This is a genomic window from Devosia sp. Root685 (assembly GCF_001427875.1).
Taxonomy (GTDB): Bacteria; Pseudomonadota; Alphaproteobacteria; order Rhizobiales; family Devosiaceae; genus Devosia.
On the sequence record NZ_LMHK01000001.1, the window covers coordinates 1,605,787 to 1,631,767 of the forward strand.

At 62.1% G+C, this 25,981-nt stretch carries 31 protein-coding genes; 11 read left to right on the forward strand and 20 right to left on the reverse strand.

Annotation, left to right across the window (positions count from 1 at the left end):
• Positions 1 to 253 precede the first annotated feature (253 nt).
• Both ASD83_RS07630 and ASD83_RS07635 read left to right on the forward strand, forming a co-directional pair.
• Complete coding sequence (locus ASD83_RS07630; protein ID WP_056309365.1) at positions 254 to 490, forward strand: DUF4160 domain-containing protein; 237 nt, start codon at positions 254 to 256, stop codon at positions 488 to 490.
• Positions 471 to 734, forward strand: coding sequence for a DUF2442 domain-containing protein (locus ASD83_RS07635; RefSeq protein ID WP_056309367.1), 264 nt, complete (start codon positions 471 to 473; stop codon positions 732 to 734). Before ASD83_RS07630 ends, ASD83_RS07635 begins: the two co-directional genes overlap by 20 nt.
• Positions 735 to 862: 128 nt before the next feature.
• Here the strand turns inward: ASD83_RS07635 and ASD83_RS07640 are convergent, their stop codons facing one another.
• The 11 genes from ASD83_RS07640 to ASD83_RS07685 form a co-directional block, all read right to left on the reverse strand.
• Entirely contained in the window at positions 863 to 1,396 is a 534-nt protein-coding gene (locus ASD83_RS07640; RefSeq protein ID WP_156385814.1) for a hypothetical protein, read from the reverse strand.
• 19 nt (positions 1,397 to 1,415) lie between these two features.
• The gene (locus ASD83_RS20905; RefSeq protein WP_156385815.1) at positions 1,416 to 1,928 is read right to left on the reverse strand and encodes a hypothetical protein; all 513 of its coding nucleotides are present in this window, start codon (positions 1,926 to 1,928) and stop codon (positions 1,416 to 1,418) included.
• Positions 1,929 to 2,383: 455 nt separating this feature from the next.
• The gene (locus tag ASD83_RS07645) at positions 2,384 to 2,728 is read right to left on the reverse strand and encodes a hypothetical protein (RefSeq protein ID WP_056309371.1); all 345 of its coding nucleotides are present in this window, start codon (positions 2,726 to 2,728) and stop codon (positions 2,384 to 2,386) included.
• A gap of 12 nt (positions 2,729 to 2,740) precedes the next feature.
• Positions 2,741 to 3,097, reverse strand: coding sequence for a hypothetical protein (locus tag ASD83_RS20910; protein WP_156385816.1), 357 nt, complete (start codon positions 3,095 to 3,097; stop codon positions 2,741 to 2,743).
• 19 nt (positions 3,098 to 3,116) lie between these two features.
• Complete coding sequence (locus tag ASD83_RS07655) at positions 3,117 to 3,470, reverse strand: hypothetical protein (RefSeq protein WP_156385817.1); 354 nt, start codon at positions 3,468 to 3,470, stop codon at positions 3,117 to 3,119.
• 115 nt (positions 3,471 to 3,585) lie between these two features.
• Complete coding sequence (locus tag ASD83_RS07660) at positions 3,586 to 4,752, reverse strand: phage portal protein (RefSeq protein ID WP_082561007.1); 1,167 nt, start codon at positions 4,750 to 4,752, stop codon at positions 3,586 to 3,588.
• A 153-nt stretch (positions 4,753 to 4,905) separates the two neighbouring features.
• Positions 4,906 to 6,174, reverse strand: a complete 1,269-nt coding sequence (locus tag ASD83_RS07665) for a DNA-packaging protein (protein WP_056309992.1) — start codon at positions 6,172 to 6,174, stop codon at positions 4,906 to 4,908.
• A gap of 68 nt (positions 6,175 to 6,242) precedes the next feature.
• Positions 6,243 to 6,647: a hypothetical protein gene (locus ASD83_RS07670; protein ID WP_056309379.1), complete on the reverse strand. Its 405-nt coding sequence runs from the start codon at positions 6,645 to 6,647 to the stop codon at positions 6,243 to 6,245.
• Positions 6,648 to 6,747: 100 nt separating this feature from the next.
• Entirely contained in the window at positions 6,748 to 8,007 is a 1,260-nt protein-coding gene (locus tag ASD83_RS07675) for an Hsp70 family protein (RefSeq protein ID WP_056309381.1), read from the reverse strand.
• 363 nt (positions 8,008 to 8,370) lie between these two features.
• A complete protein-coding gene (locus tag ASD83_RS07680) occupies positions 8,371 to 9,000 on the reverse strand; it encodes a diguanylate cyclase domain-containing protein (protein WP_082561008.1) in 630 nt (209 codons plus the stop codon).
• A 308-nt stretch (positions 9,001 to 9,308) separates the two neighbouring features.
• Entirely contained in the window at positions 9,309 to 9,764 is a 456-nt protein-coding gene (locus ASD83_RS07685; protein WP_056309385.1) for a YcgN family cysteine cluster protein, read from the reverse strand.
• 135 nt (positions 9,765 to 9,899) lie between these two features.
• On the opposite strand from ASD83_RS07685, the gene ASD83_RS07690 reads away from it, so the two are divergent.
• The 6 genes from ASD83_RS07690 to ASD83_RS07715 all read left to right on the forward strand — a co-directional run bounded on the left by ASD83_RS07690 (position 9,900) and on the right by ASD83_RS07715 (position 14,979).
• Positions 9,900 to 12,065 carry a transglycosylase domain-containing protein gene (locus ASD83_RS07690; protein ID WP_056309387.1) on the forward strand — a complete coding sequence of 722 codons (2,166 nt, stop codon included), beginning with the start codon at positions 9,900 to 9,902 and terminating at the stop codon, positions 12,063 to 12,065.
• A 337-nt stretch (positions 12,066 to 12,402) separates the two neighbouring features.
• Complete coding sequence (locus tag ASD83_RS07695) at positions 12,403 to 12,654, forward strand: hypothetical protein (RefSeq protein WP_056309389.1); 252 nt, start codon at positions 12,403 to 12,405, stop codon at positions 12,652 to 12,654.
• Between the two features lie 278 nt (positions 12,655 to 12,932).
• On the forward strand, positions 12,933 to 13,508 hold the full coding sequence (locus tag ASD83_RS07700) for a DUF1214 domain-containing protein (protein ID WP_056309392.1): 576 nt from the start codon (positions 12,933 to 12,935) through the stop codon (positions 13,506 to 13,508).
• On the forward strand, positions 13,505 to 14,050 hold the full coding sequence (locus tag ASD83_RS07705) for a DUF1254 domain-containing protein (protein ID WP_156385819.1): 546 nt from the start codon (positions 13,505 to 13,507) through the stop codon (positions 14,048 to 14,050). The genes ASD83_RS07700 and ASD83_RS07705 overlap by 4 nt, the downstream gene beginning before the upstream one ends.
• Positions 14,050 to 14,385, forward strand: coding sequence for a YnfA family protein (locus ASD83_RS07710; RefSeq protein WP_056309995.1), 336 nt, complete (start codon positions 14,050 to 14,052; stop codon positions 14,383 to 14,385). The genes ASD83_RS07705 and ASD83_RS07710 overlap by 1 nt, the downstream gene beginning before the upstream one ends.
• A 21-nt stretch (positions 14,386 to 14,406) precedes the next feature.
• Positions 14,407 to 14,979 carry an NUDIX hydrolase gene (locus ASD83_RS07715; RefSeq protein WP_056309396.1) on the forward strand — a complete coding sequence of 191 codons (573 nt, stop codon included), beginning with the start codon at positions 14,407 to 14,409 and terminating at the stop codon, positions 14,977 to 14,979.
• Positions 14,980 to 15,135: 156 nt separating this feature from the next.
• Here ASD83_RS07715 and chrA read toward each other — a convergent pair whose 3' ends face one another.
• Positions 15,136 to 16,326 carry a chromate efflux transporter gene (gene chrA / locus ASD83_RS07720; protein ID WP_156385821.1) on the reverse strand — a complete coding sequence of 397 codons (1,191 nt, stop codon included), beginning with the start codon at positions 16,324 to 16,326 and terminating at the stop codon, positions 15,136 to 15,138.
• A gap of 15 nt (positions 16,327 to 16,341) precedes the next feature.
• Positions 16,342 to 17,226 (reverse strand): hypothetical protein, encoded by an 885-nt coding sequence (locus ASD83_RS20915; RefSeq protein ID WP_056309400.1) that lies wholly within the window; start codon positions 17,224 to 17,226, stop codon positions 16,342 to 16,344.
• 280 nt (positions 17,227 to 17,506) lie between these two features.
• On the opposite strand from ASD83_RS20915, the gene ASD83_RS07730 reads away from it, so the two are divergent.
• The gene (locus ASD83_RS07730; protein WP_056309401.1) at positions 17,507 to 18,667 is read left to right on the forward strand and encodes a DUF2336 domain-containing protein; all 1,161 of its coding nucleotides are present in this window, start codon (positions 17,507 to 17,509) and stop codon (positions 18,665 to 18,667) included.
• A gap of 61 nt (positions 18,668 to 18,728) precedes the next feature.
• On the opposite strand, the gene ASD83_RS07735 is transcribed toward ASD83_RS07730, so the two are convergent.
• Genes ASD83_RS07735 through ASD83_RS07745 form a run of 3 tightly spaced genes read right to left on the reverse strand, consistent with a single transcriptional unit; the run spans position 18,729 to position 22,092 of the window.
• Positions 18,729 to 19,082, reverse strand: coding sequence for a DUF1491 family protein (locus ASD83_RS07735; RefSeq protein ID WP_274532568.1), 354 nt, complete (start codon positions 19,080 to 19,082; stop codon positions 18,729 to 18,731).
• Positions 19,082 to 20,287: a peptidoglycan-binding domain-containing protein gene (locus tag ASD83_RS07740; RefSeq protein WP_056309405.1), complete on the reverse strand. Its 1,206-nt coding sequence runs from the start codon at positions 20,285 to 20,287 to the stop codon at positions 19,082 to 19,084. Before ASD83_RS07740 ends, ASD83_RS07735 begins: the two co-directional genes overlap by 1 nt.
• Positions 20,284 to 22,092 (reverse strand): PAS domain-containing sensor histidine kinase, encoded by a 1,809-nt coding sequence (locus tag ASD83_RS07745; RefSeq protein ID WP_156385823.1) that lies wholly within the window; start codon positions 22,090 to 22,092, stop codon positions 20,284 to 20,286. The genes ASD83_RS07740 and ASD83_RS07745 overlap by 4 nt, the downstream gene beginning before the upstream one ends.
• 311 nt (positions 22,093 to 22,403) lie before the next feature.
• On the opposite strand from ASD83_RS07745, the gene ASD83_RS07750 reads away from it, so the two are divergent.
• Positions 22,404 to 22,700: a hypothetical protein gene (locus ASD83_RS07750; RefSeq protein WP_056309408.1), complete on the forward strand. Its 297-nt coding sequence runs from the start codon at positions 22,404 to 22,406 to the stop codon at positions 22,698 to 22,700.
• 142 nt (positions 22,701 to 22,842) lie between these two features.
• On the forward strand, positions 22,843 to 23,271 hold the full coding sequence (locus tag ASD83_RS07755) for a SufE family protein (RefSeq protein WP_056309410.1): 429 nt from the start codon (positions 22,843 to 22,845) through the stop codon (positions 23,269 to 23,271).
• On the opposite strand, the gene ASD83_RS07760 is transcribed toward ASD83_RS07755, so the two are convergent.
• The 4 genes from ASD83_RS07760 to ASD83_RS07775 form a co-directional block, all read right to left on the reverse strand.
• Positions 23,268 to 24,302 (reverse strand): acyltransferase family protein, encoded by a 1,035-nt coding sequence (locus ASD83_RS07760; RefSeq protein WP_056309412.1) that lies wholly within the window; start codon positions 24,300 to 24,302, stop codon positions 23,268 to 23,270. The two genes, ASD83_RS07755 and ASD83_RS07760, sit on opposite strands and share 4 nt — an antisense overlap.
• Positions 24,303 to 24,373: 71 nt before the next feature.
• Positions 24,374 to 24,871 (reverse strand): DUF6456 domain-containing protein, encoded by a 498-nt coding sequence (locus ASD83_RS07765; RefSeq protein WP_056309413.1) that lies wholly within the window; start codon positions 24,869 to 24,871, stop codon positions 24,374 to 24,376.
• Entirely contained in the window at positions 24,864 to 25,229 is a 366-nt protein-coding gene (locus ASD83_RS07770; protein ID WP_082561010.1) for a helix-turn-helix domain-containing protein, read from the reverse strand. Before ASD83_RS07770 ends, ASD83_RS07765 begins: the two co-directional genes overlap by 8 nt.
• Before the next feature lie 263 nt (positions 25,230 to 25,492).
• Positions 25,493 to 25,915: a MucR family transcriptional regulator gene (locus ASD83_RS07775; protein ID WP_056309415.1), complete on the reverse strand. Its 423-nt coding sequence runs from the start codon at positions 25,913 to 25,915 to the stop codon at positions 25,493 to 25,495.
• Between the last annotated feature and the right edge of the window lie 66 nt (positions 25,916 to 25,981).

Genomic DNA, 25,981 nt, shown 5'->3' on the forward strand with positions numbered 1-25,981 from the left:
GCCTGTTGAGGCTGGCGATTTCGGTCACGAAATCATTGAACCGCTTATTGGCCGAAGCCATTTCCCGGAGCGCCCAGACAGCGCCAGATGCGCGAGATCCCCGCGCTCGATAATGGTCTTGGTGAGGTCGTCCATGGTTACCCCTTGAAGCTTTGTCGTTCTGCGGCAAAGCTTGTGTCTCGGCGCGCAAAGACTTTTTGCGCCGGATACAAATTAGTTTGTGCTGATATCGGAGAGGCAACGGAGCACTGAAATGCCCACAATCCTTCGCCTCGATGGCTATCGGTTCTTCTTCTACAGCGGCGAAGGCAACGAGCCGCCGCACGTCCATGTTGAATTTGGCGACAAGCTCGCCAAGTATTGGCTTGAGCCTGTAGAACTGGCATCATCCAAGCGGTTTCGCTCTCATGAGCTGGGACCGCTACGAGAGATGGTCTTGAACCATCGGCATGCATTCCTGAAAGCCTGGCATGAGCACTTTGACGCTTGAATCCGAACCTCTGGCCGTCGATGTCGCCGTCGACGAAAAGACCCTGCGCGTCAGTCTCGATGATGGCCGCGAGCTTGCCGTGCCGGTCGAGTGGTTCCCGCGCCTCCGCGATGCGTCGGCTACCGACCGCGCCAATTGGCGCCTTATCGGTATTGGGGAAGGCATTCATTGGCCCGAGATAGACGAAGATATTTCGGTACTTGGCTTACTTGCCGGCCATCGACAGAAATCACGCGCAGCCTGAAAAATATCCGCTCCGAACTGCGCCAGAGGTGTTTTGAGCTTCTGTCAGTCCGTAATCAACAAATGCTCGACCGGCATATCGCCAATTCTGCGCAATGCCTCTTCACTGTCTAGCCGAACGCCAGGGTTTTAGGTCCAGGACTGCGCCAACCTCACCAAGCTGTCTGCTACGGCCGCCGTGCGTTCAGACACCCTCTGCGGCCTTTTCCTGAGTGCAACAATGTCGGATAGCAAACGCCCTACGTCTGGGCTCGAGTCTTGCTTCTCCAACAACTCAACCAATGCTGGTACATGATCGTCATATTCGCGCAGCGAGGGCGGGCTTTCAGGTGCATCAGCCCGGTCCAGCTCCATCATGAGAATGTGTGATACAGCCCGCAGCCGCTGCGCTCGCCTGACGATCGGCTCCGTTCCAGGCAGCAAGCGCGCCTCAAAGAACTCGTGGTGGTCTAGGACCAACCGGATTTCGTCCTCGGTTAGTCTTGAGTCCGGATATTCTGGGTTGGTGCTCATCCGGCGATCCAGGCCAATTGCGACCTGATGCTGTTCGGGTGGCAGGGCGGTTGTCGATACGATCGTGCAAGCCTGACCGTCTTCTATCCTGCGACCTTGGCCATCCCGACTGAAACGGAAATTCGTTCGATTGAAAATGTTGCGCGCCAAGAAAGTCGCATCGTCGGCACTATAGACCAACAAAAGATCTGGCCGCCCATCCTCCCTGAGCCCGAAGATCAAATCCCCAACTGAGACGGCTTTGAGTGCTTGCGCCCTTGATGACATCGGTACCTTTCCGTCGGAGATTAGGATCAATCAATTCAATGGTTTCTAGCTGCTCGCGATGCGGCAGCCCCTCAAGGCCGAGAAACTTTATCGCGCAATGTCGGCAGAGATTCTGCCCGAAGATGCTGTACATCCCCGTTGTACCAAAACTTCCTCCGTTTTGGCATCCGCTAGAAAACCCATCACATCGTGGAGCAGCCACGAGAATGCGTTCAGGTTCCGCCTCTACGGCTACAAGGCGCGGTAGATCTTCAATCCACTGGCCACCCTCTGGCGTCCCTTTCGGCATTCGGGGCTGGTCCGGGCGATAGCGCCGCTCTAGCGCTGCAATCAGCACATCAAGCTTGAGCGAAAGCGTTGCCAGCCGGATTTCCAGTCCAAGCGCTTTCAGCGCCCGCCGAGCAATTCGTGTCATTGCTTACGCTCTCCTTCCGCGCCATTCGGGCATAGCCCTCGTGGCCTTGCCCGCTCAAATCGCTCCACCGGAGCAATTTGCCTCAAGAGGACGCGGTCAAGCCCACCACCGGCCGACGCCTGTCGGCCAGCGTCCCCGCCAGGTTCCAGGCAAATTGCCGAAACGTCTCTACCGCCGCTTCCCGGTTTTGCTTGTCCGCCATTCACTCGTCCCCCTTGCGAAACAGCCTGTTGAGGCTGGCGATTTCGGTCACGAAATCATTGAACCGCTTATTGGCCGAAGCCATTTCCCGGAGCGCCCAGACGCGAGATCCCCGCGCTCGATAATGGTCTTGGTGTGGTCGTCCATCCGGGTCCTCCTGGGCAATAAAAAAGCCCGCCAGAGGCGGGCTTGGGTGTTCGATGGTTCACATTACTCTTCGGCGGCCCTGAGCCTTTGGCTTGCTTCAGAAGACGTCACCGGGCAACCGGCCCGATGGAAAGCAGCTCATGGCGCGCGCAAGCCACGTCGATGACATAATACTCGTCTGCGCTCCATGTGAATTTGGGCATGAATAGAAATTCGGGCCCATTGGTGGGAACGGCGCGCGCCCACATATCGCCTAGTCCCTCTGGATCGACAGAGTGGCGCGAATATCCGGGCCGAAAATCTGATGGTGTCGTTCCATCGGCATTGATGAGGCTCGACGTGTAGGCTAGCCCGAACACCTCGCCCGGACGTCGCGGCCTGAAGCGCGCCCACTCGCTAAAGAGCAGCGGGCTTGCGCGCTCGGTAACCGAAATCTTCGTGATGAGCAGCATTCTGAATACCCATCAAACCGTCGGTGTCTTCCGAAGAAAAAACGCACTTTCCGGACTATAGTCGATCACTGCATCAAGGAATACGGCACGGTGCTTGCGTAACACCGCGAAGAGAAATTTTATCCCGGCGATATCGACGATGTTCTCCTCATTCCACGCCCCCGAACTGACCTCTGCCTGCGTCCAGAATGCAATGATGACCTGCCCCATTGCGGGCGCTGCATCGCCTAGCGGATATCCAGTACAGATACCGGCCAGCACTGGCGGATTGCCAGGAGAATGCGCCAAGTATCGCCCCTGAATGTATCGCACGTGATCAAGGGCGGTTTGCGACAGAGAGAATTCTTCGGATCGATAAATATTCGACATTTTCTCTACCAATTATCATTTAGACGCTGGCCACCGGAAATATTGAAGATTGGTGCAGCATTCTCTGACAACCAATCTGGCTCATTGAATCTTGTACCATGATCCACATCTGAGTATCGAGATCGTATACGCACATACGAGTGCCATCTTTCAGGCGCCATTCAGTCGCTAGCAAACCAAACTCGGTCAGCGCCAAACGCTGCACATCAGCATGATCTATTCGGTTTGACGTTGAGTTTCCTTCGAAAGCCCATTGCCCACCCTCCGGCGTTCCCTTGGGCATTCTCGGCTGATCCGGCCGGTATTTCTGCACCATGTCGTCAAGCGCGAGAGAAAATCGCCGCGCCGAGAGACTAAGCCGAAGGTCGGCCAAGCGATATTCAAACTCGCCCCATGACGCCCTCCCGTCATAGCCGCTCCCTCCCCGCCATTCGGGCATAGCCCTCATGGCCTTGCCCGCTCAAATCGCTCCGCCGGAGCGATTTGCCTCAAGAGGATGCGGTCAAGCCAACCATCTCCCGCTTCTCCGCATCGCTGAGAAACTCCGCCCCACCGACCCGCGCCCACAGCGCCGCCCGATCCTCGGCCAGCGCTTCGACCTCGTCGAAATCGGGCACAACTTCGGCGCCTTCGAACGCCGGGCCCAGCCACAGGCTCAGTTCCTGGCTCACCCGCACCACCAGCGGCACCAGGGTTTGCCGCCACAGCGCCCGGTTGGCCTCGGCCATGTTGGCATAGGTATTGTCGCCGGGAATCCCGAGCAGCATGGGCGGCACCCCGAAGGCGAGCGCAATATCGCGCGCCGCTGCATGCCGCGCTTCAATAAAGTCCATCTCGCGCGGGCTCATGGCGATGGCCTTCCAGTCGATACCGCCATCGAGCACCATGGGCCGTCCGGCATTGGCGGCGCCGGAGAAATTCTCCTCCAGCTCTTCCTTGAGCCGCCGGAACTGCTCCTCCGTCAGCGTGCCGCCGCCGGACGAATAGACCAGCGCTCCGCTCGGCCGCGCCGCATTGTCGAGCAGCGCCTTGTTCCACTGCGCCGAGGCATTGTGAATATCGAGGCTCGTCTGCGCCGCCTCGAGCGGCCCCATGCCGTAATGGTCATCCATGGGATGAAACAGCGCCATGTGCAAAATGCCCGGCAGCGGCGCACTCTCCTGCGAAATCCGCACCGTCTTGCCGCCCGCCGTATAGTCATAGCCCACCGGCCAGCCATCGCCTCCGGCCACCACCCGCATGCGGTCGGGCCGCAAGACGAACAGCGCCTTCACGCCACCTTCGACGATCCCCGCCTGCAGATAGGCGTTCCCCGCAGTCTGCAGATAGGCGTAAACCGCCTCCAGCATTTCCGCGCCCGATTGCCGCCCATTGGGCCGTTGCAAGAGACTTTTAAGCGGATGCTCGCTCACCACCTTGCCATCGACCCGCACCGTTAGGGGCACCCGGTTCGCCGTCTCGGCAATCAGCCTGACACAGCGATAAACCACCGGATTGCGCATAAACCCCTGATTGACGAGGCTGGCATAGCCCCGCCCGCTCCATTGCGCCTGCCCCAGCGCGCTGAGCGTCATCAGCGTCTGCCCCGAAAAATTCTTGGTTTCGCTGGGCGCGTTCGTCCGTCCGCCGAAAAGGCGGTTCATCCAGTTCGGCATTTTTTGGTCCTTTAGCTCGCCCCGATCACCGGACAGAAACCCCCACCCAACCTCCCCCTGGCAGGGGGAGGAGTAGGTCAGCGGCCCACCAGCATTCCCACAAACGCGATAGATCCCTCCCCCTACCAGGGGGAGGCTAGGTGGGGGTTCTCGCTAAACCCACCGCACCCGCGGCCCTGCGCCCTTGAGCAGCAATTCCGTCAGCGCCCACACCAGCGCATCCACCCGGTCCGGCGAATGCCCATCGGCCTTGCCATCCGGCCCAAAGGCGCAAAGTTCATCTTCGAGCGCGGTCAGTCCCGGCACATGCGCCACAAGCCCACGCCCATAAAGCGCCGCCACCGGCTCCGCCCGCAGCCATTTTCCGCGCGTCGCGCGCACTTCGACCACCGGCACTGAGGCATCCACCTGCGATAGCAAATTCTTCACCAGGTCACCGCCCTGATTGACTTCCACCACGATCGCATCGGCTGCATGCGCCTCAAACGCCGCCACCGCGCGCCGGGCCCAGACCAGCGGCGCCACGCCTTTGAGCGTCGCATCCTCCAGCACCAGAACGCCGTCCCCGCTCCGCCCCGCCACCACGATCCCGCAGGCATCCGAGCGCGCCGTCCCGGTCACCGGCGGATCGACTGCGACGACAATCCGCCCCGTCACCGGCCCGCCCTCATGAAACATGCCGCGCTGCCAGAGCGCATCGGGCCGATCCTCGATCAGTTCCCCGTCGAGTTCCTGTCTTCCGAGCACCGTGCCCTGGTAGCGCGCCACCACGGCACCAAGAAACTGCGGCGCCAATTGCGCCTTGTTCTCCGCCGTCGTCATGCGCACTGTCACCGTGTGCGGATCGGCCAGCAATCGCTTGATCAGTTTTGTCGGCCGCGGCGTCGTCGTCACTAATTGGCGCGGCCGATCCCCCAGCCGCAGCCCAAACTGCAATTGGTCAAATGCATCTTCCGCGCGCGGCCATTTGCCGGCCTCGTCGCACCAGGCCGCGGCAAATTGCGGCCCGCGAAACCGCTCGGGGTCCGATGCCGTCATGATCCAGGCTTCCACCCCATTGGGCCAGACCAGCCGATTGCCACCGCGCAGGATCGGCCGGTCATCGTCGGGATGCACCGCAATGATACCGCTCTCGCCCCGCACCATGATGCTCAGCGCCTCAGTCATGGTTTCACCCACCAGCGCAATGGGCGTCACCTTGTCCCGTGCAAGTTCCCGAACCCATTCCGCCCCGGCCCGCGTCTTGCCCGAGCCACGCCCGCCCAGCAGCAGCCAGGTCGTCCAGTCGCCCTCGGGCGGCAATTGCTTGGGCAGCGCCCAGCGGTGCCACTCAAAATATTGTTTTTCAGCCTCTTCATCGGAGAGCGCTGCCACTACCTTTTCGGAAGTGAGCACCTCACCGGGCGGTGTAGGATGCTCCATCGAGAGGTCGAGTTCTTCTTGCAAAACGTCGCTCCCCAAAAACATCCTGCCGCCTGAAGGCAGCGACGTCACCGCGCCTTGAACTGCTCCATGCGCTTGACCAGCTTGGCCCGCAGGTCCGTCATGTCCTTGCGGCTCGCCGGCTCCACATTGGGCTTGGCCGCCCCCAGCTCGATCAACTTGTCGAGTGTCTTCACCTGCGTGGCCAAAACATTGACCTGCTTATCGATCGGCTCATCCACGGCCGCCTCCAGTTTTCTGATTTGCTTGTCGAGCACCTTGAGCATGCGGGCCACGAGATCGGCCTGTTTGGGCACTCTCGCCCTCGCGCCCAGCCAGCCTTCCATTTCGCGGCGATAGCGCAATTGCGCCACGCTGATCCCATGCCGCCGGCAGATGACCGTCGGCAGAAACTGGCGACCCTCATATTCTTCGCGAATGGAGGACCAGTCCGGCATCGCCACTTCGCTCATGCCCGCTGCCTCCTGCTCTATCGAAACCCAATTGTTCGACTATGCCTGAAGACTAGCAGATCACCGTGACGCGGGGATTAGATGGATAAGTTGGATAAGTTCAGGCGCCGAAAACGCGCTTCGCTTCCAGCGCCAGCCCCAGCCCCACCGAGCCCAGCACGTCGGTGCGCACCACATCAGCCTCGGGGAACAGCGCCTGCAACCGCCCCGCCACCGCTGGCACCAAAGTCGAACCGCCGGTCAGGATCAGGCTATCCACCGCCTCGGCCCCGACGCCGGCGCGACGCAAGGTTTCAAGAATGGTCGCCTCAAGCCGCCGGATCGAATCCGCCAACGCCTGCCCCAGTTCCGCCGCCGTGATCGCAGTCGAAATCTCGCGGTCGCGCACCGGAAACAAAAACTGCGTCATGTCCGCGTCCGAAAGCGCAATCTTGGCCTCTTCCACCCGACCGATCAGCCTGTGGCCCAGCCGATCCTCGACCAGCATGACCATGGTTTCCACCATGTCCGGCTCCGCGGCCTCGCGTACAGTCGAGCGCAGATCGCGAATGGCCTTGGCGTCGTAAAGCCGGTTGATCCGGTGCCAGGTCGAAAGGTCGACATAGGGCGCCACTGGCAGGTAGCGTTTTTTATCCCGCGTCTCCGAACCCAGCCCGAGTTCGGGCATCACCTTGGCCATGGCCAGCAGCCGGTCAAAATCCGTCCCGCCGATATGGACACCGGCCGTCGACAGAATATCCCCGCTCCGATCCGCCAGCCCACTGCGCTCAGGCGAAACCCGCACCACCGAAAAGTCCGACGTACCGCCGCCAAGATCGACGATCAGCGCCAGCTTTTCCCCTGCCACCTGCCGCTCATAGTCGAGCGCGGCCGCAATCGGTTCGAACTGAAAGGCGATCTCCTCAAAACCCTGCGCCCGCACGGCGGCCTCAAGCTGGTCCTGCGCCTCGGCGTCAGCTTGCCGGTCGTCATCGACGAAATGCACCGGCCGGCCCATCACGACCTGCGTAAGCTCCCCACCGAGTTCCGCCTCGGCCCGGCGCTTCAATTCGCCGACAAAGCTGCCGATGATCTCGCCAAAACCTAGCCGCCGCGCCTTCACCCGCGTCGTATCGCCATAAAGCGCCGTCCCGAGCACGCTCTTGAGCGAGCGCATCAACCGCCCATCGGCCCCCGACACATATTCGGCCACTGCGGCACGCCCGAAATAGAGCCTGTCGTCTTCAAAATTGAAAAACAGCACGCTCGGAATAGTCCGGCTGCCGCCCTCGAGCGCCAGAAGATCAGGATGCCCATCGGCGCCGACGCGTCCGAGGGTCGAGTTCGAAGTGCCGAAGTCGAGGCCACAGCCAAGCGCCATTTCAAACCGTCCATCTCTAGGGAAAAGCGCGGCAACCGCGCGAGGGACGGCCCCTATAAGGGGTTGTCATCCAGTTGGCAAGTTAACGCGCTTAACGCCAGCGACCATCCCGAAACGGCAGGTGGTCCCGCCGTAGCGACACCTTCAGTAGCCCTCATGGTGAGGTGCTTTGCGTAAGCAAAGCCTCGAACCACGGGGGCGTGGCGCCAATGCATCGGGGCTACTGTTACGTCAGCTCAATCGTGCAGCCACCCAGCGCTGTCACCCCGGCGAAGGCCGGGGCCCATCCCGAGATCCCAAGGTTGAAGCGCGACTGCTCCAGCAGCTCTCATGGTGAAGTGCGAAAGCTAGCGTTGGGCGTGCCTAAGCCGCCACATCCCGCTTTTCGCCCATCCGCATATCGGCAATCTCAAGCCGCGCCAGTCCGTGACGCTGCGCCTTGCGCAGGGCCATCTTGGCGGTATCGAGCACGTCCTTGGCAAAAGGCGGCTCGGGATTGACCACGGCAAGCCCCGCACCCAGCGTCACCGCGCCGGCATGGCTTTCCTTGTTGACCAGACCCTCGCGGCGCACCGCCTGGTTGATCTTGTTGACGAGATCGCGTCCCATCAGCATGGGCATATCGGGCAAAACCAGGAGGAAACCGCTCTGTCCGAGACGCAGGCATGTGTCTTCCTCGCGCTTCAGGAGCGAGACGATCAGCCGTTCCAGCGTTTCCAAGCAATCTTCCGCTGCATCGCGGCCATAGGCGGCGAGATATTCGCCGAAACAGTCGATTTCGAGGGCGACGACACAGAGCGAAACATTGCGTTCCGCCGCCAGCATCCAGGCCTTTTGCAGCTCTTCCTCGATCGGCCGAGCCGCCGAATGCCGCTTGCGAGCACCTGCGGACGATGCCGGCCGCCGCGCATCCCGTCTCTCCGCGTGACGTCCGAGCAGAGATCTAACCTTCTGCCACAGCCCGTCTTTCTGCAAAGCTTCGGTCATGCTCATGATGCCTGCCCCCCGGCACAGTCTTCTTGCTGCCCGATCTGGTCACACTATGGTTAATGAGAAGTTACTATCATTAATGATTTGGCAAGATGTCGTTTTGCTTGAACGTCAAGCAATTGTCACACGGCATCTCTTGTGTGGCAGTTTCGACTCAGTAAAGCGGCCTCGACCAATCGACATACAGCTCAGGCTGAGGCGAAAATGGCGGTTCTTGAGAACCGGAGCGGAGCGTACATTTGGGTACGTGAGCACCGGAAGCGCAGAGAATTGTCATTTGCAGACCAGCCTCAGCTGTATGCCGATTGGTCTTAAAGATGCTCCGGCGGCTCCCATTCGGGCCACTCGACGGCATGCTCTTCCCAGTCTTCGGGATCGACTTCGCTTTCGAGAAAGGTCCGGCCCGAGACCGACACGCCGACATCGATCACCGTCTGCGGGTCGCCCGACACCAGCGGATGCCACCAGGCGAGCCCCTTGCCCTCGGCAATCCGGCGATAGGCGCAGGTCGTGGGGATCCATTTAATCTCGGTGACATTCTGCAGTGTCAGCTTGATGCAGTCGGGCACGATCTTCTGGCGTTCAGGATAATTTGTGCAGCCGCACGTTTCCCCATCGAGCAATTGGCAGCGCACGTCCGAGGTGATCAGCGTGCCGGTATCTTCATCCTCGAGCTTGATCAGGCAGCAGCGCCCGCATCCGTCACAGAGCGCTTCCCACTCCGTCGCGGTCATTTGATCGAGGGTTTTTTCTTCCCAGAAGGACATTGGCAAGGTCGTCTCGTTTATGCTGTTGCCGGTTTGCGCTTGTCTTGGCCCCGGCGCAATCATATTCCAGCGATGCAATTGCATTGGCCCGGGGCGCCAGACACATTCAACCGCCTAGGGCACAGGGGTTTTAGCGTGCAGGATCCGTTCTATAGCAAGCAAAAGCGGCAAAAGCGCGCCGGCGGCATGCTGGCGGCGGACGCCTGGCTTGACTCCTCGCTCTACGAATTCTGGCACACGCTTGGCCGCTGGTATACGCGCTACCAGGATTTCATGAGCCGGTTCCACGTCACCGGCATCAAGCGCTTCATCGTCGAAATCCTCTCCGACGCCTTCACCTTCGGCGCCATCGGCGCAGTCTTGATGACGGCGCTCGCCCTCCCCGCCTTCGATCTCATCGATCGCGGCGCCTTCAACAAGGCCGAGGACTATTCCGTCGTTTTCCTCGATCGCTTCGGCAATGAGATCGGCCGCCGCGGCATTCGCTCGGACGACAGCGTCGCCCTAGACCAGATGCCCGACTTTCTGATCAAGGCGACCCTCGCCACCGAAGACCGGCGCTTTTACGAGCATTTCGGCATCGACATCGTCGGCACCCTGCGCGCCATCGCGAGCAATGCCCAGGGCGATAATTCCACCCAGGGCGGCTCCTCGCTCACCCAGCAGCTGGCGAAAAACCTCTTCCTCTCGCCCGAGCGCACGCTCGAGCGCAAGCTCATCGAAGCCTATCTCGCCATCTGGCTCGAGTGGCACTATTCGAAAGACGAAATCCTCAAGCTCTACTTCGATCGCGCCTATATGGGCGGCGGCAATTATGGGGTCACCGCCGCCGCCGAATTCTATTTCGGCAAGCGCGTGCAGGACATTAACCTCGCCGAAGCCGCCATGCTCGCCGGCATGTTCAAGGCCCCGACGCGCTACGCTCCGCATAATGACATCGCCGCCGCCCGCGGCCGGGCCAATCTGGTTCTGAGCAATATGGTGGCGTCAGGCTTTCTCACCGAAGGCCAGGTAACCGCAGCCCGCCGCCATCCCGCCGCCCCGATCGACCGCACCGCCGATATCAACTCGCCCAATTACTTCCTCGATTGGGCTTTCGAAGAAGCCAAGCTCAAGATCGCGGAAACCAATGCGCCGGGGAACAATTTCCTCGTCCGCACCACCATCGATACGACGCTGCAAAAATACGCCGAGGAAGCCGTCACCTCGGTCGTCCGCGAGCAGGGCGAGCAATATAAGGTCAGCCAGGCCGCCATGGTCGTCACCGATACCCAGGGCGCCATTCGCGCCATGGTCGGCGGCATGGATTATGGCAAGAGCCAGTTCAACCGCGCCATCGTCTCGACCCGCCAGCCCGGCTCGGCTTACAAGATCTTCGTCTATTCCGAAGCCTTCGAGCAGTTGGGCCTGAAACCTTCCGACCCGATCACCGACCGTCCCGTCTGTATCGGCGACTGGTGCCCGCAAAACTATGGGCGCAGCTACAAGGGTTCGGTCAGCCTTCAGAGCGCCTTTGCCCAGTCGCTCAATACGGTCCCCGTCACCCTATCGATCAAGACCGGCCGCGAACCCATTGCGGCGCTCAGCCACCGCATGGGCCTTCGCGCCGATTATCCGGTCACCCGCTCGCTGGCCCTCGGCGTCGCCTCGGTTTCGGTCATCGACATGACCTCGTCTTATGCGGTCTTTGCCGATCACGGCTACAAGACCCCCGCCTTCGGCATCACTCGCATGACGACGCTGGGCGGCAATCTCGTCTGGGAAGCCGATCCCGACGCCCCGCGCGAGCGCGTGCTCTCCGAGCAGACCGTCGCCTATATGAACCAGATGCTCTATGCCGTGACCCAGAACGGCACCGGCACCCGCGCCCGCATCGAAGGCGTGCCGACCCTGGGCAAGAGCGGCACGACCTCCTCTTATCGCGACGCCTGGTTCTGCGGCTTTACCGGCAATTATGTCGCCGCCGTCTGGTTCGGCAATGACGACTATCGCCCGACCAATAATCTCACCGGCGGCAGTCTGCCGGCCATCGCCTGGCAAAAATTCATGGCCTATGCCCACACCAATATCGAGATCAAACCGGTCTTCGGCGTGGATTTCGTCCCCACCCAGACCGTGGTCGCCGATGCCAGCGCCGAAACCCCGGCCGAAGAAACGGTCGAGCGCCCGCCCAACCTGACCCCGGCTGCGGCCCGAAAACTCCTCGACCTCGCCGGCCGTCTCGACACGGCCATCAAAGACCTCGAACCCCTCACCGACCAAGCCCGCGCCGCCCTTAGCAGCAATTCGGCAGGCCTCTAGATCGTTTAACCCAAGTAGCCCTCACCTCCAGCCCCCCCTCCCAGTTGCCCTCGCCTCCCAGTAACCCTCACCTCCCAGTAGCCCTCATGGTGAGGTGCGCAGCGCAGCGCAGCCTCGAACCACGAGGGCGTGCCCCGATGCTTCAGAGCCCCCGCCCCCAGCGGCTTTTGCTAAAACTGCATCAATTAAACTCCTGACGCCTCCACATTTCCGCCTCAAGCGCTGGCCATTGCCTATGCGTCCTCACGCGTTCGTGAGGATTCGCTCAGGCGTTGCCGCTGCCCCTATTTCGCAGCGGCAGGCCAGGCGCACCGTTTTATTGATCAAAGGACAAGTCATGAAGACGTCGATTCTCGCACTTGGTTTCATTCTGGCCACCTCCACCGCTGCTTTTGCCTGCACGGCCGAAGAGCTTCAGGCCAAGGCTATGGAAGTGTCCACCAAGGTGCAGACGGTGATCGCCGCTCACCCGGAAAAGGCCACCGCAATCACCGAGAAGTTCACCGCGCTCCAGACCAATCCGCCCACCGACGTCGAATCCGCCTGCAAGGTCTATGACGACCTCCTGGCTGAAATCGACGCCATCTAAGCGCCATGCGCCGGAAGGCGGGCGCGCGGCGCGCCTGCCTTCCGGCTACCCACCCAAATTTGCGCACAGCGCCTCTCGAAGACTTCCGCCGCCGCGGCTTGATTGCTATAGCCTAAATGGTTCGCAGCGCTGCCGGTCCAGCACTCCATGCCAAACCCAAAGCATGTCTCCCGAAAGTGGACGCCGGTTTCGGGAAAAAGACATGCGTCAAACAAGGACAAAAGCCGCGAGAGCCTATCCCTGGGATCGCCAAGCGCTTTTGAGTTTGCTGAACCAATATGCGGTTTGTCCTTCTGCTCCTCGTTTCCATCGCCATCGCCCTCGGAACGGGTTTCGGCCTCAGCTATTATGCGTTGACCGATGGGCGCCTCTTTGGTGCCGCGCAGATTGGTCCGTGGATTTCCTGGCCCGACCTTGGCTCGTCCGCCCCCAATCCCTATTCGCGCGGCCACCTCACCCGCGAAGCGGCGCTCCAGCTCGGCCGCGCCGAAGGCCTCAAATTCGTCGCCACCACCGATAGTGCCGGCGAAGCACTCAACCTTTCCTGTGCCTATACGCTCGAGGGCCACGTGCCCGTTTCGAGCTTCTGGACCCTCGTCGCCGTGAACGGCGAGGGCGTCAATCTGGCCGCGCCCGGCGCCGATTTGGCCCTCCGTTCAAGCGAAATCGCCCGCACCAATGCCGGCAGCATGATCATCCATGTCGGCAAAACCCTCGCGCCGGGCAATTGGCTCGAACTGAGCGGCAGCGGTCCCTTCTCCCTTGAATTGACGCTTTACGACACCACCGCCTTTTCCGGCTTCGGTTCGGACAATGACACCATGCCCAGGATCACCCGGGGGGCATGCGCATGACCCGCGTCATCCTCTGGCTGCTTGGCGGCGTCCTCCTTGGCGGCATCATCCATATCCTCGTCATTCTCACCCTCCCGATGCTGGCCGAGGAAACCACCTGGTCGCGCGTGTCGGCTCTCGAAGCCAACAACCGCATGCTGATCCTGCCCCCGGTCGAAGCGGGCCAGCCCAATCCCCTCGGGCTCGACCCCGAACTGGTCTATGGTCTTTGCCAGGTCGATCTCAATGACGGCCCGGTCTATCTTCGCGGCATGCTGCCCGATGCCTTCTGGTCTCTGGCCCTCTTTAACGAAGCGGGCGCCGTCATCTATTCGACCACCAATCGCGACGGCATCGGCCAGACGGTCGATCTCGGCATTTTCAACGCCGACCAGACCCGTCTCCTCGCCCAGCAGCAGATCGATATCGAAGAGGGCCTTCTCGTCGTCGAAGCCCCGAGCGACAATCTTTTCGTCCTCGTCCGCCTCTCGCCACCCCACGAGGTCATGCGCCCCCGCTTTGCCGAACGCCTTGCCGCCATCCAGTGCGGACCGCGGCGCTGATGGCGCCGGCCATTCCCGCGATCGCGATCTATCTTCTTGCCGCGCTTGCCGAAATTTCCGGCTGCTTTGCCTTCTGGGCCTGGTTGCGTCTCGGCAAATCGGTCTGGTGGCTAGGCCCCGGCGTTCTGGCGCTGGTCGCCTTCGCCTCGCTTCTCACCCTTGCGCCCTCGGATCAGGCGGGCCGCGCCTTCGCCGCCTATGGCGGGGTCTATATTCTGGCTTCATTGCTCTGGCTCTGGACTATTGAAGGCCGCCAGCCCGACCAGTGGGATATCGCCGGGGGCGCGCTGGCCCTTACTGGCGCCGCCGTCATCCTTTTTGGCCCGCGCGGCTAACCCACTCCCCGGAGACCGCCATTGCCGCCCGACGCTTTCCCCGCCGCCCTCGCCACCGCCGTCAGCCGCTACCGCGCCGAGGTTGCCGCCCCCGCCGAACATCTCTCATTGCTCCTCTGGCAGATGCATGAGGGTCATCGGCTCGATCTCCGCGAGACCATGCCGGGTCACCTGACCACCAGCGCCATCGTGCTCTCGCCCGATCACGCCAAAATCCTCGTCATCGATCACGTCACCATCGGCCGCTGGCTCCAGCCCGGCGGCCACTATGAACCGAGCGCCTTCTTCTATCTCTCCGCCCAGCGCGAAGCCGAGGAAGAAACCGGCGTCACAGGGCTCAAACTCCATCCCTGGCATCAGGGTCAGGACCTCCCCTTCACCATCGACAGCCACGACGTCCCCGGCAAACGCTCCCGCAACGAAGCGCCGCATGTCCACCACGACCTGCAATATCTGTTTACCGCCGACCCCCGCCTGCCCCTCGCCGCCCAACTCGAAGAAGTCCACGCCGCCCAGTGGCGGGAGATCGAGATGCTCGCCGAGTTCGCACCAAAGGCCGCGGCGCGGCTGAAATCGGTGCAGGCGCCGGCCTGAAGGCCCGCAGGGCCACCTCTCCCTTCGGGGGAGAGGTCGACGGCGCAGCCGGCGGGTGAGGGGGCCTTCGGCAAGATCGGTACGAGGGAAAGGCCCCCTCACCCGGCTTGCTTCGCAACCCGACCTCTCCCCCAAGGGAGAGGTGAAGAAAGCCCCTCAAAGCACCCCGATCACCCCACCAATCACCGCCAGCGCCGCAACCACTGCCAGCGGCGGCAGTTTCCAGCTCACCAGCGCAACGAACCCGGCCAGCGCCAGCGCAAAATCGAGCGGCGACAGCACCGCGCTCGTAAACACCGGATCATAGAGCGCCAGCGCCAGAACCCCAACCACGGCCGCATTGGCGCCCCGCATCCCCGCCTGCGCAAAACTATTCCCCCGCAACCCGTGCCAGAACGGCAGCGCTGCCAGGAGAATAAGCAGCCCCGGCAAGAAGATCGCCACCAGCGCAATTCCTGCCCCCAAAAGCCCATTGGGCGGCACAGCGCCCGCAGCGCCCAGATAGGCAGCAAAGGTAAAAAGCGGTCCCGGCATGGCCTGCGCCGCGCCATAACCAGCGAGGAACGTGCTTTCGCTCAGCAAGCCGCGTCCCACCGTCCCCGCCTCAAGTAGCGGCAGCACCACATGGCCACCACCAAACACCAGCGCCCCGGCGCGATAAAACGCGTCGAACAGCGCCAGAGCCGGATTAGCCCCCGCAAGGAGTGGCAAGACCACCAGCAGGCCGGCAAAGAGCAAAAGCGCAAAAATGCCAAAGCCGCGCGGCATCGGCGCCGTGCTCTCCGCCGCCGCGCCATTGCCCTTTTCCCAGCACAGCGCCAGCCCCAGCGCCGCGCCCACAACGATCGCGCTGACCTGCCCCAGCACGCCGCCAAAAACCACCATGGCGAGAACAGCGCCCACGGCAATGCCCGCGCGCACCCTGTCCGGCGCCAGGCTTTTGGCCATGCCCAGCACCGCCTGCGCCACGACGGCGACGGCCACCAGCTTCAATCCATGCAAAATACCCTGGGCCAGATCGCCGTTCAGCGCCGCCGCGCCCAGCGCTACCGCCACCATCAACACTGCCGAAGGCAGCGTGAACCCGATCCAGGCCGCCGCCGCACCCAGCGGCCCGGCCCGCATCAGCCCGATGGCAAAGCCGACCTGGCTCGACGCCGGCCCCGGTAAAAACTGGCACAGTGCAACGAGATCGCCATAGGCCTTGTCGTCGAACCAGCCGCGCCGGCTGACGAATTCATCGCGAAAATAGCCCAGATGCGCGATGGGGCCGCCAAAGCTCGTCAGACCGAGTTTGAGAAAGGCCCCAAAAACCTCTCCGGCCGACCCGGTCTTTTCGACGCTCACGCTTTGCTCCGGCAATTACTTGATTTGAATCACTTCCGTGTCCGGGACCATGGTTTGGAAGCGTGACGGTATGGTGACACTGCCCTGCCCCGGTCGCGTGCCGCTCCCCGAACAGAAATCGTGCCGGCTCGCCCGGTCGGCCCAGGCCCGCAGTTGCCGCAACGAATTATCGACCGCGATCGATTGCTCATGCGGGGTTTCAACGAGCAGATTGTCGAGCGCATAGGAATAGCTCTCGTAGCGGTAGTTCACCGCCCGCACGAACCACTCGATATAGTGCGTGTTCTCATAGCGCCGTGCCGCGACATCATTGGCCGCCGTCGGCGCCACATTGGTCAGCGAGGCCAGCGCGATCTCGCGATTGCGATCCACTTCGATCACCGCGCAGACGCTGGCGAAGGTCGAGGGCAATGTGTCGAGATCGGCAAGGATATGCCGGCCCAGCGTCGCATAGCGAACGCGCGAAGACTGGTAATGCTCGCGCTTGAGCCAATTGTAATAGCGGTCGGTCGTGAACTTCCAGTCCTTGGCCCGCGTGATCCGCGTGCGCTGCATCTCTGCTTCCGTATCGAACATCCAGTCCCTTGAATGCGCGGCAACGAGGAAGCGCCAGGTGCGATCGTGCATTTCGCGTTCCTGGTCGGTCTGGTTGAAGTTCGACACAGGCTCGCGCTGCTTGGCCATGAAGGTGCCGACAGCGGGCAGCACGTTGTCGTGGAGGACGCCCGGCTGTGCCCTGCCAAAATCGCCAACGGGCCGCGACGCACAAGCGACCAGCAGCCCGGCCAAAAGTGCCGTCCCGAGAAAACCAAAAAACCGCGGCGGGTGGTTAGCCGCGTTTGCGACGACGCCGTGAGGGGTCGAGACGGTCAGTGGGTGGCGGCGTCGGACCGCGTTCATAACGTACCCCGGTGAATAGAAATATCTGTGCGTCGCCGGACAGAGCCTGTCCGGATTTTGCGGGCCGATCCCGCTTTGCGAATACCAGCAGCTTTCCCAAGCTGACCTCCATTTGGGTGGCTCCCCCGTCCCTAATGGAGGCAGCCAGTTCAGTGTGATTCTCCCGGCGCGGTGACGCATCCCGCGCTATCCCCATTAAGAGATCGTCAAGGTTAACAGTCTGCTAACGAATTGCAGGCAAATTGATCGTCAGAACGCGCCGGGGGCGTGCAACTAGTTGATGGTCCTACCCAACATGCTCGGTTTTCAACCTTACGAAACCTTCCAGCTTCTCATTGAAACCGGCGGTGTGGACCGCACCAATACCCTTCTCATTGCCGCCTGCGATGCCTATGCGCGCCGCGGTCGTCCGACCCTTCCCGAAATGGAACAGTTCGAGACTTTGGCCACCCGGCTCTTCCAGTCGGCCAGCCCCCAGGCCCGCGCCAAGGCCGCCGCAATCCTTGGCCGCAGCGAGTTGCTGTCCCAGACGCTTGAGCAGCTAGTCATTGAAAACATTGGCGAAGATCTCGTTTCTTTCCTCGCCAGCGCCGAAGAACTGTCCGACCGCACGCTCCTCGACGTGCTCGGCCGGTACGATGTTGCCGCCGCTGCAACCATTGCCGGCCGCAAGAACCTGACCAATGTAGTTCTCGCCAAACTCTTCCAGATGAACTCCCGAAAGGTCTATCGCGCGCTGTCCCAGAACATGGACATCACCCCGCGCGGCGCCTATCTCAGCGCCCTCGCCCGCTCGGCGCAGATGGACCACCTCGTCGCCGAAGCCCTTGGCGAACGCCGGGATTTCGACGCCGCGCTCCTCGCGCCGGCCTTTTTCGATCTCTCCGATTCTCAGCGAATCAAGGTCATCCAGGCCTTCGCCAATCGCGAAACTCCGGCCGCGCCGATCTCCCGCACCATCGAGCAGCTTTCGGTCGCCACCCCGGAACTGACCAAGGCGCTGATGAAGCTGTTTTCGGAAAACCGCCGTCCGGAAATCACCAAGCTTCTCGCCCAGATCACCGGGCTCGACGAAGTACGCTGCGGCCAGATCGCCCACGATGTCACCGGCGCCTCGACCTTCGTGGTCCTCCGCGGTTTTGGTGTTTCGGCTTATGATGGGTTGAAAGTTCTCATCCATGCCACCAGCCACGATAGCGAGCGCTCTCGCGCCCTGGCTGATTTCGCCTCGCTCTTTGCGACGGTCTCCGCCGAATCAATGGCTTACCTGATGAGCGCCTGGCGCGGCGAGGTGAACCTCCTCGACCTTTCCAAGCCGCAGTACCGCCCGGTCAACATGCCGAGCCGCCGCACGCCGCAGCCGGCCTCCGGTTCGGGCAATGCCGTGGTGGAGCAGGCCATGGTCGCCCTCTCCCGCATCGGCGCCCGCCGCGCCGGCTAAGCCAGACGCCGCCAAAAACGCCGTGTCATCCCCGCGAAAGCGGGGATTTCCGTTTGTGGTTCTACGACTTTCCGGGATCCTTGATCACGTCGATCCCCAGGTCATCGCCCCGCAGATCAACGCTGATCACCCACAAATCCGGATCGAAATCCACTTCCCGCGCAATGCGCTGGCGCACCGTGTCCGGCTCGACATGGGAAAATCGGGGCTGGAACACCAGCCCTGCCCCTTCGCCCCGGCTGATCACCGGCGCCGGGGTATAAAGCGAGCGCGTGCCATCGAGGTGGTCAACTTCGATAAAGACCTGCCCGGCAATCGGATCGCCCTTGCGCGCGACCACGCACATATGGCCCAAGTCATTGTGGCGCCGGACAAAGGCCATACACCACAGATCGCTGCGAATCGTTCCGGCCACTAGATGGTCGCGCCAGCCTTGCGCAGCAAGTCGACAAGATCGGGCTGCACCTGGCCGGTAATCTTGTAGCGATGGAAGTTTTCAAACTCGCGAATGGCGCGAGCCGTTTCCGGTCCCGGATTGCCATCGATCTGGCCCCGGAAGAAGCCAAGGCTGGCAAGACCGCGCTGGATATCGGCAACGAGGTCTGCGTCTGTCGCCGGGCGCGCCGCCCTTGGCGGAGACGTCGGAGCCGTGCTGACGACGGGCTGCACGGCAACTTGCGGCTGGGATGCTGTCGCCTGCACCGGAGCCGGCATGCCCTGGCTCGGCAGGTTTGCAGTCGGCACAGGCGGATTGCCCGCCGGCGTACCGCTGCCCCGCGTGCCATCGACCGCGGCAACGATAGAATCAATAGTGTTGGCCGCGGCGACGCCGACGGTATCGACGGCCTGTTCAACCGGCGAAAGCGCGGGCAGGCGCGCCACGACGCGGTCCTGCTCCACAGGCGCGGCCTGCTGGACGGGCGCTGGCGCGGGTGCAGCGGCCACCGCAACCGGCTGGGTCACAACAGGAGCCGGTGCGATCGCGGCCTGAGGTTGCGGGGCGACGGGCTGTGGCGCCGGAGCGGGCGTTGTAACCATTCCCGATGCATTAGAGCCAAGAATGGCGTTGACCACATCAGCCGAGAGGGCGCCCTGCGGGACAAAGCCGTTGCGCTCTTCGAAGGTGCGGATGGCGCGGGCGGTCATCGGGCCATAATAGCCATCGACCTTCCCCTCGAAGAGTTGCAGTTCGGCGAGCTTTTTCTGCACCGCGAACACTTCGGAATTGCCCACGGGCTGATCCGGAATGGTTTGGGGCACCGCGGCCACGCTGCCGGTCGTCTGAGGGGAAACAACCTGTGGAGCGATCGCGGTTTGCTGCGCGTCCTGCACCGCCTGCTCACGCATCGCGGCGGGCGCCGGCATCGGCGCCGCCTCGGAGGTCACGGCGTAGGGTACGCTGCGGTCGGCCGCGAAGAACGGCGAGGGATGCATGCCGGTCTGGAAATAGAGCGCATTGCTCCCGGCAAGCGCGCTCATGGTCACGAGGGCAAAAATGCCCGTCGAGGCCAGCGGGGCCTGCATATAGCGATGAAACGCCCAATGCGCCCCACGACCGAGCTGGTTCATGAGGACGCTACCGGCCATCAGCGGCAGCTGGGACAGGGTCGATGCTGTCATTGCGCTTTTCTTTTTTCGTTTTGCCATGAATTGATAGGCGCCGCCGCTGGCTCCCGGTGCAAGGGTAGAACCGCGACAGTCTCTTCCAACTTCGTTGCCGGACCGTTTATCGGCAGAAGAACGGTCATGGTTGTCCCTGCTCCAATTTCGGACATGGCCCGGAGCGCGCCGCCATGCAACTCGGCCAGGCCCTTGACGATCGAGAGACCGAGGCCGGTGCCTTCATATTGCCGGTTAAGTCCATCCTGCGCCTGAAAGAACGGCTCGCCGATGCGTTCGAGCGCCATCGGCGCCATGCCGATGCCCTGGTCGCGCACCGCAAAACTCAGCGACTGGCCCTGACGCTTGACCACCAGGGTCACCGTGTCGCCCACATGGCTGAACTTGATGGCGTTCGAGAGGAGATTGATCAGAATCTGCCGGCAGGCGCGCTCATCGGCGAGAATCGCCGGCAGTCCCTTTTCGATGTCGGCATTGAGCGTGATCGAGCGGGCCTTGGCCATGGTGTCGACCATGGCAAAGCATGCCGGCACGATCTCTTCGGGCTGGAACCGGGCCGTTACGATTTCAAACTTGCCCGCCTCGATGCGCGACATGTCGAGCAGCATGCCCACCACGTCGAGCAGATGCTTGCCGCTCTGGTGGATCAGGCTGGCATATTCGCGATGAGTCGGGGACAGCTCGCCGCCAATGCCCGATGTCATCATTTCCGAAAAGCCGACGACGGCGTTGAGCGGGGTGCGCAGCTCGTGCCCGATGGTGGCGAGGAAGCGCGACTTGGCCTCAGACGCCTCTTCGGCAGAGTGCCGCGCCTCGGTCATGGCCGCTTCGCTGTCCTTGCGTTCGGTCACGTCGCGCAGCAGCGCCGTCACTTCATAACGCGTGCCGGCCATCTGATCCCTGATGGGCGAGAAATGGGCTTCGACCCAGATAAACTGCGGCAGACCATTGGCGGCATGAGGATCGTCGCGGCGCATGCGCACCTCGATCGAACGGCTTTTGCCGCCCTGATTGGCATCAGCGAAAGCGGTGAGATAAGCGGGGCGATCCATGACATGGAGCCGCTCGCTAAGCGAACCGGTGGTCAATTGATAGCGCGGGCAGCCGAACAGCGTTTCGGCCGAACGCGAGGCGGAAAGCAGTTCGCCCTCGGTCGAAAAGCACAGCACCGTGTCCTGCACATGCTCGACCAAGTGCCGATAGGCGTTGAGCTGGGCCTTGTCGTGGACGACGTAGCCGGCATTGATGTGGTGGGTCGTGTGCGCGACGAGCAGTGCACTCAGGCAGAATGCTGCGGTGCCGGTGACCATGGCCTCATTGGCAAGCCCTAGGTCGGCGGGCAAGCCCAAAAGCGCGCCGGCCGCGCCAAGCACCAGCGCCAATACCACGGCCAGCCAACTCCAGAGCCGAACGGCCGGCCCCGTCAGCAGCGCCGCCAGAACCGGGCCCATGACGATGACGATCAGCCCCATATCGGCCAGACGCATGTCGAGCAGGGTCAAGACGAGGCCCGAACCCATGACGGCGACGACCTGCGACAGCGCTGCGTCGTCATAGCGGGCACGGTGATAAAGCGAGAGGCTCAGCATGCCACCGCCGAGACCGACACAGGCAATGGCAAAGCCGAGCGCAGCCTGGCTTGCCAGCGCCCACATGGCGAAAGGCATGAGGAGAACGGAGACGGCGATCATCAGGCGGGCATTGTTGGCGATGGTCTTGCGGCGCAGCACATCGGGGCGCTGGCAGGGCGCCGCAGGCGCGCCGTCATCCCTTCCGTCAATGCCGAAAATACCAAGGCTACGCATCGCTTTACTCATACTTGAGACGCCACTCTTGCCGGCCCCAAAACCGTTGGGCCCGGCCCGAATCCGGACCCACCCGTCTGATTGTCCATCAGATCTTGTGGGGTCACACTCGCGCGGCAGGCCCTAAGACAGGCTTAAGTGCGCGCCCCCGCAGGGGGCTTTCGCCGGTTAGCGTAAACAAGGCGTTGCCCAATTCCGAAACTGCGACGCGCATTTGTTTCAAATTTTAAGAACTGACCCCAGTTCGCCTTAAGAAGCGCCCCCTAGTGTTAATCGACAGAGCGGGACAGGCCCGTTCGGAAGCTCGTGTGATGATGTTTCTTCTGCGTTCGGCATTCTGGCTCACAGCCGCCTTCCTGGTCATCCGGCCCGAAGTCGATGTGCGCGCATCTGCGGGGGTCGTGGCCAACGAGGCCCTTGCCCGCGGCAGTCAGTTCGTTGCCAACCAGATCGAGGCGATCGAATGCGATAGCCTGCAATGCATTGGGGGCAAGGCGGTTATCGCCGCTGCCCTCCCGCCTATCCCGCCCTCCGGCACACCCATGCATGTCGCGCCGCAGGAAAATCCGGTTCCCTATCCACGACCTCGACCGGATTGGGCGGGCTGACGGGCGCCTGCCCCGGCGCCCAATGAGTCTATCCAGTGGCACGCGTCTCTTGCCCAAGCGACGCCCCAGCGTCCACTGGCTCCTGCCGCAAGCACCTTGCCCCGTGCTTGCGGCTTTTTCTTTCTTTACCTAGATAGAGGGCATGACCCAGCCCCAGCCTTTCCAGGACATTGCCGATAATCTTTCCTTCCTCGATGATTGGGAAGACCGGTATCGCTATCTCATCGAACTCGGCCAGGCCCTGCCGCGCCTTGAAGCGAATGAGCGCGTCGATACCAATAAGGTGAATGGCTGCGTATCGCAGGTCTGGCTCGTCTCCGAACCGGTGGTAACCGACGGCGCCGTGTCCCTTCACATCAAGGGCGAGAGCGACGCCATGATCGTGCAGGGCCTCGTGGCTATTCTTCTGGCGCTTTATTCGGACCGCCCGGCCAAGGAAATTGCCGAGACCGATGCCGTGGCCATCTTCGACGAACTGGGGCTGCGAGAACATCTGACGGCCCAGCGCTCCAATGGCCTCGTCGCCATGGTCAACCGCATCCGCAACGAAGCGCGGGCAAAAGTTCACTAGTCAGCTTTGGTGCGCTGCAACTTTCGCAACAGCGGCTGCTCGACGAAGCGATAGAGAAGCAGTCCCATCCACACCCCGGTCGCGATCGCCAGCACCGTCACGACCGGCACGATCCCGGGCAGATTGGGGCCAATCAGCTTCAAACCGATGCCGGCCATCAGGGCCACGGCGAAGATGTGCACCAGATAAATCGAATAGGATGCATTGCCCATCCGCTCGAGCCAGGCAAAATGCGGCAGGCGCCCTTCGCTGCGCAGTGCCAACACCACCGCGGCGCCCGAAAAGCCAAGAAAACCGGCAAAGGCCGTCACGTCTTCGACGAAACCGTGATTCCACAGAAAGCCTTCGGCAAGCCCCGCGATACCGACCACCGCAAGCCCAACCATTACCAGCCTTGGAAGTCTGGCGATCCAGCCTTCCATATGACCAAGGCCGATCCAGCAGCCCACGACAAAGGCCAATGGCAAAAAACTCGTATAAAATTGCGGAATGGCCGATTGCGGGGCGAGCAGAAAACCCATGACCGCGAGAACGGCATAGGCCAGCGTCAAACCCACCACCCTGCCCCGCGCCGTGAATACGGCAAGTAGCGCGAAGCAGGCATAAAAGAACATCTCGTAATTGAGCGTCCAGCCGAGCTTGTAGAGCGGATGCAGCCCGTGGCTCGCCCCATTGTAGAACGGGATGAAGGCCAGTGAGAGCGCCAATTGGTTGCCGTCAAAACTCGTGGTCTTGAACAGTTGCGGCGCAAAAAGAGCCAGCGCCGCGGCGATCAATGTAAATGCCCAATAGAGCGGCACGACCCGCAGGATGCGCCGGCGCATGAACTGGCGCCCGTCGAAGCGTCCGATATCGGTCACGCTGACCATGATGAAACCGGAAATCACGAAGAACAGGACGACCCCGAGCCAGCCGAGCCGCCCATAGGCGATGTTCTCTCCCACCAGAGGGTAGAGCAAGGCGTGCGAGGCCAGCACCAGCAGAGCGGCAATGGCGCGCAGATATTGGACGGAGACGATCTTTCCGGGCATTTCACGGTCATGATTGCGGCACGCCTTGTTACCACGCGCGCCGCCTCTTCGAGCATTAGACGCTTACATCGTTAAGAAGCTTCTGCTGGCGGAAACATCGGCGCCCGCGCGGGCAGCCAGTGCCGCTGCCTTTGCGCCTCGCGCCCCCGCGCTTCGGCATCGAGCCCATAGTGGGCGGCAAGATGGGACAGGGCGATGCGCAGCACCAGCTTGCCGCCGCGTCGCGGCCAGTCGCGCTCCGTTTCGACATCCTGCAGCCCCCGATCGAGCCCGCAAATGTCGAACAGCACCGCCCAGCAATCGGCCGGCATCATGCCTGCCATATCCGCCAGGTGCTTGCGCGCATCGGCGGCAATAGCCGAAATCTCGCCCTGCAAGGGACTGCCGCCGCCCCGTCCACCGGTTCGCGTGGGGTCATAGGACATGGTCACGCGCTGGCGCAGGCGGGCCCGCTCAAAAGTCTGTGCCAGGCGCCGCGCCGCCTCGACATGATGCGGAAGCAGGAAAGGCGAGCCATCCCGCCGCGTTGCGGCCAGCCGGCCAATGGCATCGGGCAGTCCCTCAGCCATGCTCGCCTCCCCCTAAAAGCAGTGCTTCAAGCCGATCCAGTTCGGCGTCAAATGCCGTGTCGTCCCGTAGGTCCTCGATCAGGCTACAAGCATAAGAGACTGTTGTCCTATCCCGCCCAAAAGCAGTACCGATCGCGGTCAGGCTGATGCCCTTGGAAACATGGGCGAGATACATGGCGACTTGCCGCGCCCGCGCAGTATCCGCCTGACACCGAGAAACGTGCACCAGCAATCGGATAGGAATTTTGCGCTCGCGAGAGATCAGGGCAAGAACTTTGGCCAGGCCGTCGCCCTCGCGGGCCGGCGGCAGGCGCTCGGGCAGCGCATTGCCATGGTGAGTTTCGATTCGCACGGTCATCCTCCACCGGATATAGGATAATCTTCCTACAACCTGGCAGAGGTTGTCCACCCCGGGGATAAGTTTGCGAATTTTTCCGCGAAAGGCCCCTGAGCAGGGCCGGAAAACACTGCGGCCGCCCGGAGGCGGCCGCATAGCAAGGGGACCAGCTTTCTGTGTCGCCGCAAGGCCTGACCTTCAAGGAGGAAGGCGAATTACGACGCAGAATGAAGGGGTTAGCGCGTTCGATCCGGTCCCTCCGAATCGCTCGACGCTATAGGGGATCAGCCAGCCTTGCGGCCGAGGCCATTGTCCTTGGCGAGTTTGGAACGCGTTGCCGAGTAGTTCGGAGCGACCATGGGATAATCTGCGGGCAGACCCCACTTTTCCCGGTATTCCTCGGGCGAGAGATTGTAGTGCGTGCGCAGGTGGCGCTTGAGCGACTTGAACTTCTTTCCGTCTTCAAGACAGATGATGTAGTCGGCGGCGACGGACTTGCGCACCGGCACGGCCGGCTTCAGATCCTCGACCACTGCGGGCACTTCATTGCTTCGCAGCGCGCGCAGGGCACCATGCACATCGGCGATCAGCCGTGTCAGGTCCGAGGGGCTCACGGCGTTGTGGCTTACATATGCTGAGACGATATCGGCACTGAGTTCGACGAGATCGAGCTCACCCACATCCGCCGGAGCGGTATTGTCGTTCATGATCTAACCTTCCGTAGTTTTTTTATTAGGCAGCAACAGGGGCAGTCACAGCCTTGCTGCATTCCT